Source organism: Brevundimonas diminuta 3F5N (genome assembly GCF_900163625.1).
In the GTDB taxonomy this organism is placed as follows: Bacteria; Pseudomonadota; Alphaproteobacteria; order Caulobacterales; family Caulobacteraceae; genus Brevundimonas; species Brevundimonas diminuta_A.
On record NZ_FUIE01000056.1, the window covers coordinates 1 to 12,016 of the forward strand.

Consider the following 12,016-nt stretch of genomic DNA (forward strand, 5'->3'; position numbering starts at 1 on the left):
CGGCAGGGCGTGGCCACCAGCATGCTGGAGCGACGCAACGGCGAATGGCGCATCGTCAGCTACCACTCGTCCTCGCGCGCGCCCCGCGCCGCGCACTGACGGATCAGACCCGCGCCTTCACCCCGCCGCGCGCGTCGCCCGGATGGCGGTGGAGGAGCGGTGATTCAGCGGCGCCGTCAGATAGGTCCAGGCCGGCGCCTCCAGATTGGGCAGCAGTCCGGCCTGGGCGGCGGGAATGCGATATCGGGCGAACCGCGCCGCCGCCGGCGCCGTGCGGCTGTCCAGCAGACTGCCCGGCCGGGCGATCACCGCCACCGGCATCAACCGCATGATGTCGGTCCAGCCCCGCCAGCGGTGGAAGCCCGCCAGATTGTCCGACCCCATCAGCCAGACGAAATGCACGCCCGGATGGCGCGCGACGATGGCGCGCAGGGTGTCGACGGTCCAGCCCGTGCCCGCCCGCGTCTCGAAGTCCGAGACGATCATGGCCGGGCCGACGCTCGCCGCCACGGCGCGCGCCGAGGTCATGCGGTCCGACAGAGGCGCGGTCTCGTGGTTGGATTTCAGCGGATTCTGCGGCGACACCAGCCAGACCACCCGGTCCAGGTCCAGCCGCTGCAGGGCCGTGGCCGCCACATGGGCGTGGCCGTCGTGGGCCGGATTGAACGAGCCGCCGAACAGGCCGACCTTCATCCCCGGCGCCAAATCCAGCCCGTCGCGCAGGGCGCCTCGGCGAAGACCGGAGCCTTTCGGCGCGGGACCGGCGTGAAAGAAGGACAAGGGCGTCTCTTGCGGCGGCGGCGAACAGATGAGCGCGGCCAACGCCTTATGCTCACCTGCGCCCTAACACGGTCCGAAGCGGCTGTCTCGCTCCGCGAACGGAGCGAGCCTTCACGCTAGAATTCCTTCCAGCTCGAGCCCGGATCGCGCTCGCCCGGCTGGGCCAGCTGCTGGCCCCAGGTGATCATCATGAAGGCCTTGTGGCTGCGGATCTTGTACTGGCCGATCATCGGCGTGACGGCGCCCAGCGGCATCCCCGTGCGCGCGTCGTAGAGGAAGCCCGAGAACTCGGCCACGCCCATGCGGTCGCGGTTGGAATAGAGCGACAGCTCCGGCAGGGAGACGACGTTCAGACTCTCATTGATCGGCACCCGCATGTCGGGAATGCCCACCACCCGGCGTAGCTGGTCCAGCGACAGGGCCCCGGCGCGCACCTCGAAGATGGCGTCGGCCTCGCCGCGCTCGCGCACGATGGCGTAGCCGGCTTCCGACAGGGCGGCGCGGATGGCGCTCAGCGCATAGCGGGCGTTTTCGGCCTGGAAATAGGTCTCGTCGACGAAGACGCGCGCGCCCTGCGGGATCGGCAGGGTCAGCCCCTCGACCGCGCGGTCGGCGGCGCGGTTGACCAGCAGCATGTCGGTGGCCGTCCGCGCCGGATTGGTCTCCGTCACCGAGGCGCAGGCGCCCAAGCTCAGGACCGCCAGACACAGGATCAGACGCCGGGCGACGATCACCAGGCGCCCACGTTCGGCATGGAGGCCCAGGGCTCGGCCGGGGCCAGACGCTCGCCCGCCTGCAGCAGCTCGATCGAAATCCCGTCCGGCGAGCGGACGAAGGCCATGTGGCCGTCGCGCGGCGGACGGTTGATGACGACGCCGCCGTCCATCAATCGCTGGCAAGCGGCGTAGATGTCGTCGACCTGAAACGCCAAGTGGCCGAAGTTGCGGCCGCCGTCGTAGTCCTGATCGTCCCAGTTGTAGGTCAGTTCGACCTCGGGCGACTTCTCGGCCTCGGCGCGGGCCTTGTCGGCGGGCGCGGCCAGATAGACCAGGGTGAAGCGCCCGGCCTCGTAATCCGCGCGGCGCGTCTCCTCCAGACCCAGCAGGTCGCGGTAGAAGCGCATCGAGGCGTCCAGATTCTTCACCCGGACCATGGCGTGCAGATAACGCATGGCCAGGCTCAGTGCGCCTCGGGCGGGCGCGCCGCCGGGTCGAGGTACTCGCTTTCGGGACGCGGATGATCCGACAGCACGAAGCGGCGGTCGCAGTAGCTGCACTCAATGAAGTCGTCCTCGCCCATGTCCATATAGACCAGCGGGTGGCCCAGGGCCCCGCCGCCGCCGTCGCAGGCGACGCGCTTGGTCGAGACCACGATCTCTTCGGGCGGAGGAATGACGGCGTCGAGATGGCGGGGAGGCATGATCCGGTCCGGTCTGGAAAGGCTTTGCGCCGTTCCTAGGCGGACCGGACCGTCAGGTCAAACGTCGGAGGGCGCGGCCTTGCGGCCCATCACCTTGTCGAACAGGGCCTTGCGCTTCTTGAACAGGGTCAGGCCCAGGCAGCCCGCGCCGACCCACAGGCCGATCTCGCCGATCACGGCGGCGACCGCAGCGATGATCGCCGCCTGGGTCATGGGCAGATAGTCCAGCTTGCCGGCCCCCAGGGCCAGGGCGAAGGCGGTGTAGCCGATGGCGCAGACTCCCATGGCGGCGAAGCCGATGATGCGGGTGCGGGTCAGAGGCTTGCGGGTAGCGACGGCGGTGGTCATGGCGTGTCCTCATCCAAGTGAAGTTGTCTTTCTGACAAGGAAGCTAGACACGACAACCAGCCGCGTCAAGCACCATTTACATATCGTCTCGCAACCTTGTCTCGCCTCGCGCGTCAGCCGCTTGGCGAACGGCCTTGCGCGCCCTACCTATGCCGTCCGCCCCGCCCTGCTCGAGTTGAAGTCCGCCTCATGACCCAAACGCCCCGCCTGCCCGTCAACGCCATCGAGGTCAGGGGGCTGAAGAAGACCTACAAGGGCTCGCGCAAGTCGCCGCCGAAGACGGCGCTGCGCGGGGTCGACCTGACGGTGCCGCGCGGCTCGATGTTCGGCCTGCTGGGGCCGAACGGCGCGGGCAAGTCGACCCTGATCAACATCATCGCCGGGGTGGTGAACAAGTCCGAGGGCACGGTCCGCATCTGGGACCGCGACATCGACCATGAGGCGCGCGACGCCCGCTCGGCCCTGGGCGTGGTGCCGCAGGAGATCGTCGCCGACGTCTTCTTCACCCCGCGCGAGGCGCTGGAGGTCCAGGCCGGCTTCTACGGCGTGCCCGCCAACGAGCGCCGCTCGGACGAGCTGCTGGCCGCGCTCGGCCTGTCGGACAAGGCCAACGCCTATGTCCGCGCCCTGTCCGGCGGCATGAAGCGGCGCCTGATGGTGGCCAAGGCCCTGGTGCACAATCCGCCCGTCCTGATCCTGGACGAGCCGACGGCGGGCGTGGACGTCGAGCTGCGCCGCCAGCTGTGGGAGTACGTCCGCAAGATCAACGAGGAGGGGGTGACGGTGATCCTGACCACCCACTACCTCGAAGAGGCGCAGGAGCTGTGCGACACCATCGCCATCATCAACCGTGGCGAGGTCGTGGCCTGCGAGCCGACCGAACAGCTGCTGAAACGGCTGGACACCCGCAACGTCGTGGTGACGCCCGAGACGACGCCAGAGACCCTGCCCGCCCTGAACGGCTTCACCGTCGCCCCGCGCGCCAACGGCGCCTTCGTCGTCACCTATCGGACGGGCGAATCCAGCGTCGAGCAGGTGCTGGCCGCCGTGCGCGCGGCGGGCGTGACCATCAAGGACATCGCCACCGAAGACCCGGACCTGGAAGACGTCTTCCTGGCCATGACCTACGGCGATACCAGCCGCCCCGATCCAACGCAGGATTGAGGACGCGGGCCTCGCCCCGCCCTCTTCCCTCTTCGCCTCTCCCTCTTCCACGCCGTCATCCTCGGGCTTGACCCGAGGATCCAGCGCAGTGCGCGCTCAACCTGGCTTACGTCGTGTGGGCGGACAACTGGATCCTCGGGTCAAGCCCGAGGATGACGGCAGCTATGAGCGTGAGTGACGCCTCGCCTCAAACCACCATCACCGTGCCCAGCAGCAGCTTGGCCCCTGGTTTGCCCAGAATGGCGTCCGTGGCGTGCTGCAGGGCGATGATCAGCCATTCGACATTGGGCGGCGCGTCCGGCAGCAACCGTTCGGCCGCGATGCTGACCACTTCATTATAGGCGGCGCTGAGGCGCGGCAGGGACAGTTGCGCCCGCTCCATCAAGGCGCCATCGGCGATATCAAGGCCCGTTTCGACCGTCATCACGCCGCGTCGTCCGTCGCGACGCAGGACCGTCGCCGTGGCCGTGGGCAAGGACAGATAGCCGCCCTTGCCGCCCCCGCTCTTCTCGGGCGAAGCGTGCGCCGCGCTCGCCAGTGCGAGACAGCTCAGAGTCAGGCCGATCAGATGACGTCTGTCCATGATGCCACCTTAGCCGCCCCGCCTTTCCCGGACGTTGACGCCTAGTCTCAGGCAATGCGGCGGCGTATGCGAGAACGCATGACTGTCGATCTGTCCCTCTATCGCCCCAACGTCGGGGTCGTCCTGTTCAATCCGGCCGGTCAGGTCTGGTTCGGCCGCCGCGCCGACACGCCCGAGCCGTGGAACTGGCAGTTCCCGCAGGGCGGCGTCGATGACGGCGAAGATCTGGAAGTCGCCGCCCGCCGCGAACTGCACGAGGAGACGGGCGTGCGCTCCATCGCCCTGCTGGGCCGCACGACGGAATGGATTCCCTATGACTTCCCCGAAGGCCTGCCGAGCCCCAAGAGCTGGAAGGGGCTGAAGGGCCAGCGCCAGCAGTGGTTCGCCTTCCGCCTGACCGGCGACGAAGACGAAATCGACCTGAACGCCCACGGCGAACCGGAATTCGACGCCTGGCGCTGGGGGCGGCTGGAAGAAGCCCCCGGCCTGATCGTGCCCTTTAAACGGCCGGTCTATGAGCAGGTGGTGCGGGTGTTTGGAGAATGGGCCGTCTGACGCTTCCGTCCTTCGCGATGGGCGACGGCTCAGGAAGCGCGCATGAAAAAGGCCCCCCGCCGGAGCGAGGGGCCTTTGATCGTTTCAGCCGTGCGAACCTCAGTTCGCGGTCAGCTCCGAAGCCTCTTCGGCCAGGATGGTCAGGCCTTCGCCGTTGACGTCGGCGAAGCCGCCCTTGACCTCGAAGCGGCGGCGCTGGGCGCCGTCATAGACCGTCACCACGCCTTCGCGCAGGGTGGTCATGAAGGGCGCGTGACCGGGCAGGACGCCGAAGTCGCCCTCGACGCCCGGCGCATCGACCTGATCGACCGAACCGGCGAAGACTTCGCGTTCCGGGGCGACGAGGGAGAAGTTCAGCTTACCGGCCATGACTTAGGCTTCCGCGGCCATCTTGGCGGCCTTCTCGACCGCCTCTTCGATGGCGCCGACCATGTAGAAGGCGGCTTCCGGCAGGTGGTCGTATTCGCCGTCGCAGATCGCCTTGAACGAGCGGATGGTGTCAGCCAGTTCGACGAACTTGCCCGGCGAACCGGTGAACTGCTCAGCCACGAAGAAGGGCTGCGACAGGAAGCGCTGGATCTTGCGGGCGCGCGACACGATCAGCTTGTCGTCTTCCGACAGCTCGTCCATGCCCAGGATGGCGATGATGTCCTTCAGCGCCTTGTACTGCTGCAGGGTTTCCTGCACGCGGCGGGCGACTCGGTAGTGCTCTTCGCCGATGACCAGCGGGTCCATGATCCGCGAGGTGGAGTCCAGCGGGTCCACGGCCGGGAAGATGGCCTGGGCGGCGATGTCGCGGTTCAGAACCGTGGTCGCGTCCAAGTGGGCGAACGAGGCGGCGGGCGCCGGGTCGGTCAGGTCGTCGGCGGGAACGTAGATGGCCTGGATCGAGGTGATCGAGCCCTTCTGCGTCGAGGTGATGCGCTCCTGCAGGTTGCCCATCTCGGTGGCCAGCGTCGGCTGATAGCCCACGGCCGACGGGATACGGCCCAGCAGAGCCGACATTTCCGAACCGGCTTGCGTGAAGCGGAAGATGTTGTCGATGAACAGCAGGACGTCCTTGCCTTCTTCATCGCGGAAGTATTCGGCCTGGGCCAGGCCGGTCAGGGCCACGCGGGCGCGGGCGCCGGGGGGCTCGTTCATCTGGCCGTAAACCAGGGCGCACTTGGAGCCTTCGCCGCCGCCGGCGACGTTCACGTTCGACTCGATCATCTCGTGATACAGGTCGTTGCCTTCGCGGGTGCGTTCGCCCACGCCGGCCAGAACCGAATAACCGCCGTAAGCCTTGGCGATGTTGTTGATCAGTTCCTGCATGGTGACGGTCTTGCCGACGCCGGCGCCGCCGAACAGGCCGGTCTTGCCGCCCTTGGTGTAGGGGCAGATCAGGTCGATGACCTTGATGCCCGTGACCAGGATTTCCGACGAGGTCGACTGCTCTTCGAACGAAGGCGCCTCGCGGTGGATCGGGCGGAACTCGGTGGTCTTGATCGGACCGGCTTCGTCGATCGGCTGGCCGACGACGTTCATGATGCGGCCCAGCGTGCCCGGACCGACCGGAGCCATGATCGACTTGCCGGTGTCGACGACGGCCTGGCCGCGCGTCAGACCTTCGGTCGTGTCCATGGCGATGGTGCGGACCATGTTCTCACCCAGGTGCTGGGCGACTTCCAGGACCAGGGTGAAGGGCTCGCCCGTCTTCTGGTCGACGTTCTGGGTTTCCAGAGCGTTCAGGATGCCCGGCAGGTGGCCGTCGAACTCAACGTCGACGACGGCGCCGATGACCTGGGCGATCTTGCCCTGGCCCGTGACGGCGGCGGCGGCCTTCGGAGCGGCGGCCTTCTTGGGAGCGGCCGGCTTCTTGGCGGCGGGTTTCTTCGGGGCGGTGGTGTCGGTCATCGGTGCTTGTCCGTGTCGAATGTCAGCTGTGTCGGGATCAGAGCGCTTCAGCGCCGGCGATGATCTCGATCAGCTCGGTGGTGATCTGAGCCTGGCGGGAACGGTTGTACTGCAGCGTCAGGGCGCTGATGAGGTCGCCGGCGTTACGCGTGGCGTTATCCATCGCAGCCATCTGGGCGCCGAAGAAGCCGGCCTGGTTTTCCAACAGGGCGGCCAGAATCTGCGTCGTCAGGTTGCGCGGCAGCAGGGTCTCGAGGATGTCCTCTTCCGACGGCTCATATTCATAGAGCGCGCCGGCCTCGGCCGAGGCGTCCGCGTCGACTTCGGCCGGAGCCAGCTGACGCAGCGACGGGACCTGAGAGATCACCGACTTGAACTGGCTGTAGAAGAGCGTGACCTTGTCGGCCTCGCCCGCCTCGAACTTTTCGGCCAGCAGTTCGGCGATCGGCTGGGCCGAATGCATGCCCACCGTCTTGTGCTCGCTCAGCTCGAAGGTCTTGATGACCTTGTCGCCGAACAGGCGGGTCAGCTGGTCGCGCGACTTGCGGCCGACGGCCACGATCTCGACCGTCTTGCCGTTGGCGATCAGGCTGTTGATGTGGTCCCGCGCGGCGCGGATGACGTTGGTCGAGAAACCGCCCGCCAGGCCCTTATCGGCCGTGGCGACGACGACCAGATATTTCTGGTCGGCGCCGGTTCCGGTCATCAGGCGCGGGCCGTCGTCGCCGACGCCGGCCGCCAGGTTGGCGATGACAGAGGCCATCCGCGACGCATAGGGGCGGGCGTTCTCCGCCTGCTCCTGGGCGCGCTTCAGCTTGGCCGCCGCGACCATCTGCATGGCTTTCGTGATCTTCTGCGTCGCTTTGACGCTTCCGATCCGATCGCGCATTTCCTTGAGGCTAGCCATCCGGCTCTGCTCTTCCTTTGACTACAGGGCCGAACGGTTAGGCGAAGGTCTTGGCGAAGGCCGCCAGGATGTCCTTCAGCTCGGCTTCCAGCTCGGGCGTCAGGGCCTTCTTGGTGCGGATGCCTTCCAGCAGCGAAGCGTGGTTGGCGTGAACGCGGGCCAGAAGTTCGCTCTCGAAGCGGCCGACGTCCGAAACGGCGATGCCGTCCAGATAGCCGCGCGTACCGGCGTAGATCGAAACGACTTGCTCTTCCACGGCCAGCGGCGAGTACTGCGGCTGCTTCAGCAGCTCGGTCAGGCGGGCGCCGCGCGCCAGCAGCTTCTGGGTCGAGATGTCCAGGTCCGAGCCGAACTTCGCGAAGGCGGCCATTTCACGGTACTGGGCCAGTTCGCCCTTAATCGAACCGGCGACCTGCTTCATGGCCTTGATCTGGGCCGAGGAGCCCACGCGCGACACCGAGATGCCGACGTTCACGGCCGGACGGATGCCCTGATAGAACAGGTCCGATTCCAGGAAGATCTGGCCGTCGGTGATCGAGATCACGTTGGTCGGGATGTAGGCCGACACGTCGTTGGCCTGGGTTTCGATGATCGGCAGGGCGGTCAGCGAGCCCGAACCGTAGTCCTCGTTCAGCTTGGCCGAACGCTCCAGCAGGCGGCTGTGCAGGTAGAAGACGTCGCCCGGATAGGCTTCACGGCCCGGCGGACGGCGCAGCAGCAGCGACATCTGGCGGTAGGCCACGGCCTGCTTGGACAGATCGTCATAGATGATCAGGCCGTGCATGCCGTTGTCGCGGAAGTACTCGCCCATGGCGGTGCCGGCGAACGGAGCCAGGAACTGCAGCGGGGCCGGTTCCGACGCCGTGGCGGCCACGACGATCGTGTATTCCAGCGCGCCCGACTCTTCGAGGGTCTTGACGATCTGGGCCACGGTCGAACGCTTCTGACCGATGGCGACGTAGATGCAGTACAGCTTGGCCGACTCGTCGTCCGACTTGTTGACGGCCTTCTGGTTCAGAATGGTGTCGATGGCGACGGCGGTCTTGCCGACCTGACGGTCGCCAATGATCAGCTCGCGCTGGCCGCGGCCGACCGGGATCAGGGTGTCGATCGCCTTCATGCCCGTCTGCATCGGCTCGTGAACCGACTTGCGCGGGATGATGCCGGGGGCCTTCACATCGACGCGACGACGCTCGGTGAACTGGATCGGGCCCTTGCCGTCGATCGGCTCGCCCAGCGGGTTCACGACGCGGCCCAGCAGGCCCTTGCCGACCGGCACGTCCACGATTTCGCCCAGACGGCGCACGTCGTCGCCTTCGGCGATGGCGGCGTCTGCGCCGAAGATCACGGCGCCGACGTTGTCGCGCTCCAGGTTCAGGGCCATGCCCTTCACGCCGGCCTTGGTGAACTCGACCATTTCACCGGCCTGGACATTGTCCAGACCGTGAATGCGCGCAATGCCGTCGCCGACCGACAGCACTTGGCCGACGTCCGAGACATCGGCTTCCACGCCGAAGTTGGCGATCTGCGACTTGAGGATGGCCGAGATTTCGGCGGCGCGGATATCCATGATTGGCTCTCTGGCTTTCGTCTTCGGTGCGGGCCCGCTGGCCCGGCTTGATCTGAAATTCGGGGCTTAGGCGCGCTTCAGCGCAAAGGTCATCTGGTCGAGCTTGGTCTTCAGCGAGGCGTCGAACAGTTTCGAGCCCACCTTGACCTTCAGCCCGCCCAGGATCGTCGGATCGACGCGGGCGGTCAGTTCGGGGTCGCGACCCAGGGCCGCGCGCAGCTCGGCCTGGATCTTCTTGGTCTGGGCGGCGCTCAGCGCCACGGCCGAGACCACCTCGGCGGCCACGACGCCCGTCTTCTTGGCGTAGAGCGCCTCGAAGCCGGCGATCACGCCCGGCAGGTCCGACGCACGCCCGTTCTGGCCCAGCAGGCCCAGGAAGTTGCGCGTCGTCGCATTGAACTTGGCCTTGTCGGCGATGGCGGCCAGGCCCTTGGCCTGATCAACCGACGCCACGACAGGCGAGGTGGCGAGACGGCGCAGGTCCGCGCTGTCCAGCCAAGCCGCCTTTAGCGCAGCCAGATCGGCGCGCACGGCGTCGAGCACCCCCGTCTCGTCCGCGAGGTCGAACAGCGCTTGTGCATACCGTCCGCCGACTTCCGTCGTCCTGAAATCGTCCGCCACTTATATTGGTCCGCGTCTGAAGCGATTGTCGCAAGACCGGCCGCAGTCGCCTGCGCCAGCCAAGGGCCTGAAATGCTTATTGAAAGCACGCTGGGGACGCATCTTTCGATACGCCCTTCGCTAAAGCCGCGCGGCTGATACCATGCAAGGCCTCGCCTCGCAACCGACGGGCGCGGAACGATAACGCCGCACCCGCGCTCTCTTTGGTCGAATAGGACCGGCCAAGCTGGGTCCGACAGGAGGGCCTGCGACGACGACGACGCCATCAGACGCTTGATGCGCGCTCACGCTCCCGTTACCGAAAACCTTCCAACACCCATCAGGAACCCCGATGCTCGAAAGCATAACCCCGCTGTTGACCGATCCCGCCGCCTGGGCGGCCCTTGTGACCCTCGTGGTCATGGAGGTGGTGCTGGGGATCGACAACCTGATCTTCATCTCGATCCTCTCGAACAAGCTCCCCCCCGAGCACCGCCAGCGCACGCGCCGCATCGGCATCGCCCTGGCGCTGATCATGCGCCTGGGCCTTCTGGCCACCATCGGCTGGATCGTCGGCCTGACGCAGCCCGTCTTCGACCTGGGCTTCCACGGCGAGACCTTCGACACCGCCTTCTCCTGGCGCGATCTGATCCTGATCGCCGGCGGCCTCTTCCTGGTCTGGAAGGCCACCAAGGAGATCCACCACGCCGTCGACGTCACCCCGTCGAACGACATGCTGGAGAAGGACAAGAAGGACGTCGTCATCAACAATGTCGGCTCGGCCATCTTCCAGATCATCCTGCTGGACCTGGTGTTCTCGATCGACTCCATCCTGACCGCCGTCGGCATGACCGATCACATCCCCATCATGATGGTGGCCGTGATCATCGCCGTGACCGTCATGTTGCTGGCCGCCGATCCTCTGGCCGACTTCATCGACAAGAACCCGACCGTGGTCATGCTGGCCCTGGGCTTCCTGCTGATGATCGGCGCCGTGCTGATCGCCGACGGCTTCGGCGTCCACGTGCCCAAGGGCTACATCTACGCCGCCATGGCCTTCTCGGCCCTGGTCGAGGGCCTGAACATGTGGTCGCGTAACGCCCAGATCAGAAAGAACCAGGCCGAGGACGCCGCCAAGGCCGCCCTCAACAAGGCCGAAACCGCCGAGCCAGGCGTCTAAACGTGCGTATCTGGCCGGTCCTGGCGACGCTTCTGCTGGCGCTTCCCGCGTCGGCGGCGGCGCAAGCGCCGGGACCGGCCGCCTCTTCCCCCTCCGCTCCGCTCGCGCCCGCCCGCGTTCCGGTCTACGGCTATGAGGTGGTGCGAACCTTCCCCCACGACCCGACCGCCTTCACCCAGGGGCTGGTCATTCGTGACGGCGTGCTGATCGAGAGCACCGGCCGCAACCCCTCCAGCGTGCGCCGGGTGCGGTTGGAGGACGGCGTCGTACTGCAGAAGCGCGATCTCGACCCTGAATATTTCGGCGAGGGCCTGACCGAAAAGGACGGCCGCGTCTTCTCCCTGTCCTGGATCAACGGCGTCGGCTTCATCTGGAGCGCGGACGACCTCCGCCCCGTCTCGCGCTTCGCCTATGCGGGCGAAGGCTGGGGGCTGACGCATGACGGGACGCGCCTGATCTTGTCGGATGGATCAGCGGCCCTGCGCTTCTTCGACCCCGACACCCAGGTCGAGACCGGCCGCGTCTCCGTCACCCTGAACGGTCGGCCGGTGCGCCGGCTGAACGAGCTGGAATGGATCGACGGCGAGGTCTGGGCCAACGTCTGGCAGACCGACTACATCCTCCGCATCGACCCAGAGTCCGGCCGCGTGGTCGGCGTCATCGACCTCAGCGGTCTGCTGCCGAAGGATCAGGTGAAGGACCCGGTCGACGACGTGCTGAACGGCATCGCCTGGGACGCGCAGAACCGCCGCCTGTTCGTCACCGGCAAGAACTGGCCCAGCCTGTTCGAGATCAAGCTGACCGGGCCGCGGTAGGACGGGCGCCCTCCTCCCCCGCAGCCCCCCTTCCACCGTCATCCTCGGGCTTGACCCGAAGATCCAGCAAACGCGACGTCATTCATCACGACCGCCGCGCAGGGACATCGCGTATCCATGTTTGAGCGTCGAGAGGCTGGATCCTCGGGTCAAGCCCGAGGATGACGGCACGAGAGAGAGGATGACGGCGGGGCAAGGC

Annotated in this window: 16 protein-coding genes; 5 read left to right on the top strand and 11 right to left on the bottom strand. The window is 66.8% G+C overall.

Features of this window, described 5'->3' with window-relative positions:
• Window positions 1-9 precede the first annotated feature (9 nt).
• Window positions 10-99, top strand: a complete 90-nt coding sequence (locus FM111_RS16610) for a nuclear transport factor 2 family protein (RefSeq protein ID WP_373407974.1) — start codon at window positions 10-12, stop codon at window positions 97-99.
• Window positions 100-117: 18 nt separating this feature from the next.
• Here the strand turns inward: FM111_RS16610 and FM111_RS10690 are convergent, their stop codons facing one another.
• The 5 genes from FM111_RS10690 to FM111_RS10710 form a co-directional block, all read right to left on the bottom strand.
• Entirely contained in the window at window positions 118-780 is a 663-nt protein-coding gene (locus FM111_RS10690) for a nicotinate-nucleotide adenylyltransferase (protein WP_179205080.1), read from the bottom strand.
• Window positions 781-896: 116 nt separating this feature from the next.
• Window positions 897-1,514, bottom strand: a complete 618-nt coding sequence (locus tag FM111_RS10695) for a DUF6655 family protein (protein WP_087140929.1) — start codon at window positions 1,512-1,514, stop codon at window positions 897-899.
• The gene (locus tag FM111_RS10700) at window positions 1,511-1,951 is read right to left on the bottom strand and encodes a VOC family protein (protein ID WP_087140930.1); all 441 of its coding nucleotides are present in this window, start codon (window positions 1,949-1,951) and stop codon (window positions 1,511-1,513) included. The genes FM111_RS10695 and FM111_RS10700 overlap by 4 nt, the downstream gene beginning before the upstream one ends.
• 8 nt (window positions 1,952-1,959) lie before the next feature.
• Complete coding sequence (locus FM111_RS10705) at window positions 1,960-2,199, bottom strand: zinc-finger domain-containing protein (protein ID WP_087140931.1); 240 nt, start codon at window positions 2,197-2,199, stop codon at window positions 1,960-1,962.
• 57 nt (window positions 2,200-2,256) lie between these two features.
• Window positions 2,257-2,547, bottom strand: a complete 291-nt coding sequence (locus FM111_RS10710; RefSeq protein WP_087140932.1) for a hypothetical protein — start codon at window positions 2,545-2,547, stop codon at window positions 2,257-2,259.
• 189 nt (window positions 2,548-2,736) lie between these two features.
• On the opposite strand from FM111_RS10710, the gene FM111_RS10715 reads away from it, so the two are divergent.
• Window positions 2,737-3,711, top strand: a complete 975-nt coding sequence (locus tag FM111_RS10715; protein WP_087140933.1) for an ABC transporter ATP-binding protein — start codon at window positions 2,737-2,739, stop codon at window positions 3,709-3,711.
• 187 nt (window positions 3,712-3,898) lie between these two features.
• On the opposite strand, the gene FM111_RS10720 is transcribed toward FM111_RS10715, so the two are convergent.
• A complete protein-coding gene (locus FM111_RS10720) occupies window positions 3,899-4,294 on the bottom strand; it encodes a Tat pathway signal protein (protein ID WP_087140934.1) in 396 nt (131 codons plus the stop codon).
• Between the two features lie 78 nt (window positions 4,295-4,372).
• Here FM111_RS10720 and FM111_RS10725 point away from each other — a divergent pair, with 78 nt between their 5' ends.
• The gene (locus FM111_RS10725; RefSeq protein ID WP_087140935.1) at window positions 4,373-4,849 is read left to right on the top strand and encodes an RNA pyrophosphohydrolase; all 477 of its coding nucleotides are present in this window, start codon (window positions 4,373-4,375) and stop codon (window positions 4,847-4,849) included.
• A 99-nt stretch (window positions 4,850-4,948) separates the two neighbouring features.
• Here the strand turns inward: FM111_RS10725 and FM111_RS10730 are convergent, their stop codons facing one another.
• From FM111_RS10730 to FM111_RS10750, 5 genes are all read right to left on the bottom strand, one after another.
• A complete protein-coding gene (locus FM111_RS10730; RefSeq protein WP_003167474.1) occupies window positions 4,949-5,218 on the bottom strand; it encodes an ATP synthase F1 subunit epsilon in 270 nt (89 codons plus the stop codon).
• A 3-nt stretch (window positions 5,219-5,221) separates the two neighbouring features.
• Window positions 5,222-6,745 (bottom strand): F0F1 ATP synthase subunit beta, encoded by a 1,524-nt coding sequence (atpD, locus tag FM111_RS10735; protein WP_087140936.1) that lies wholly within the window; start codon window positions 6,743-6,745, stop codon window positions 5,222-5,224.
• A 37-nt stretch (window positions 6,746-6,782) separates the two neighbouring features.
• Complete coding sequence (locus FM111_RS10740) at window positions 6,783-7,652, bottom strand: F0F1 ATP synthase subunit gamma (RefSeq protein ID WP_087140937.1); 870 nt, start codon at window positions 7,650-7,652, stop codon at window positions 6,783-6,785.
• A 37-nt stretch (window positions 7,653-7,689) separates the two neighbouring features.
• Window positions 7,690-9,222 carry a F0F1 ATP synthase subunit alpha gene (atpA, locus tag FM111_RS10745; protein WP_087140938.1) on the bottom strand — a complete coding sequence of 511 codons (1,533 nt, stop codon included), beginning with the start codon at window positions 9,220-9,222 and terminating at the stop codon, window positions 7,690-7,692.
• 66 nt (window positions 9,223-9,288) lie between these two features.
• A complete protein-coding gene (locus FM111_RS10750; protein WP_087140939.1) occupies window positions 9,289-9,843 on the bottom strand; it encodes a F0F1 ATP synthase subunit delta in 555 nt (184 codons plus the stop codon).
• Between the two features lie 331 nt (window positions 9,844-10,174).
• Between FM111_RS10750 and FM111_RS10755 the strand changes: the two genes are divergently transcribed.
• Entirely contained in the window at window positions 10,175-11,002 is an 828-nt protein-coding gene (locus FM111_RS10755) for a TerC family protein (RefSeq protein ID WP_087140940.1), read from the top strand.
• A gap of 2 nt (window positions 11,003-11,004) precedes the next feature.
• Window positions 11,005-11,817 carry a glutaminyl-peptide cyclotransferase gene (locus FM111_RS10760; protein ID WP_256968210.1) on the top strand — a complete coding sequence of 271 codons (813 nt, stop codon included), beginning with the start codon at window positions 11,005-11,007 and terminating at the stop codon, window positions 11,815-11,817.
• Window positions 11,818-12,016: the final 199 nt, after the last annotated feature.

What these genes read in the sequence shown, in the direction of transcription:
- FM111_RS10700 (WP_087140930.1), bottom strand. Translation starts at nt 1,951, where the DNA reads ATGCGTTATCTGCACGCCATGGTCCGGGTGAAGAATCTGGACGCCTCG.
- FM111_RS10705 (WP_087140931.1), bottom strand. Translation starts at nt 2,199, where the DNA reads ATGCCTCCCCGCCATCTCGACGCCGTCATTCCTCCGCCCGAAGAGATC.
- FM111_RS10710 (WP_087140932.1), bottom strand. Translation starts at nt 2,547, where the DNA reads ATGACCACCGCCGTCGCTACCCGCAAGCCTCTGACCCGCACCCGCATC.
- FM111_RS10715 (WP_087140933.1), top strand. Translation starts at nt 2,737, where the DNA reads ATGACCCAAACGCCCCGCCTGCCCGTCAACGCCATCGAGGTCAGGGGG.
- FM111_RS10720 (WP_087140934.1), bottom strand. Translation starts at nt 4,294, where the DNA reads ATGGACAGACGTCATCTGATCGGCCTGACTCTGAGCTGTCTCGCACTG.
- FM111_RS10725 (WP_087140935.1), top strand. Translation starts at nt 4,373, where the DNA reads ATGACTGTCGATCTGTCCCTCTATCGCCCCAACGTCGGGGTCGTCCTG.
- FM111_RS10730 (WP_003167474.1), bottom strand. Translation starts at nt 5,218, where the DNA reads ATGGCCGGTAAGCTGAACTTCTCCCTCGTCGCCCCGGAACGCGAAGTC.
- atpD (WP_087140936.1), bottom strand. Translation starts at nt 6,745, where the DNA reads ATGACCGACACCACCGCCCCGAAGAAACCCGCCGCCAAGAAGCCGGCC.
- FM111_RS10740 (WP_087140937.1), bottom strand. Translation starts at nt 7,652, where the DNA reads ATGGCTAGCCTCAAGGAAATGCGCGATCGGATCGGAAGCGTCAAAGCG.
- atpA (WP_087140938.1), bottom strand. Translation starts at nt 9,222, where the DNA reads ATGGATATCCGCGCCGCCGAAATCTCGGCCATCCTCAAGTCGCAGATC.
- FM111_RS10755 (WP_087140940.1), top strand. Translation starts at nt 10,175, where the DNA reads ATGCTCGAAAGCATAACCCCGCTGTTGACCGATCCCGCCGCCTGGGCG.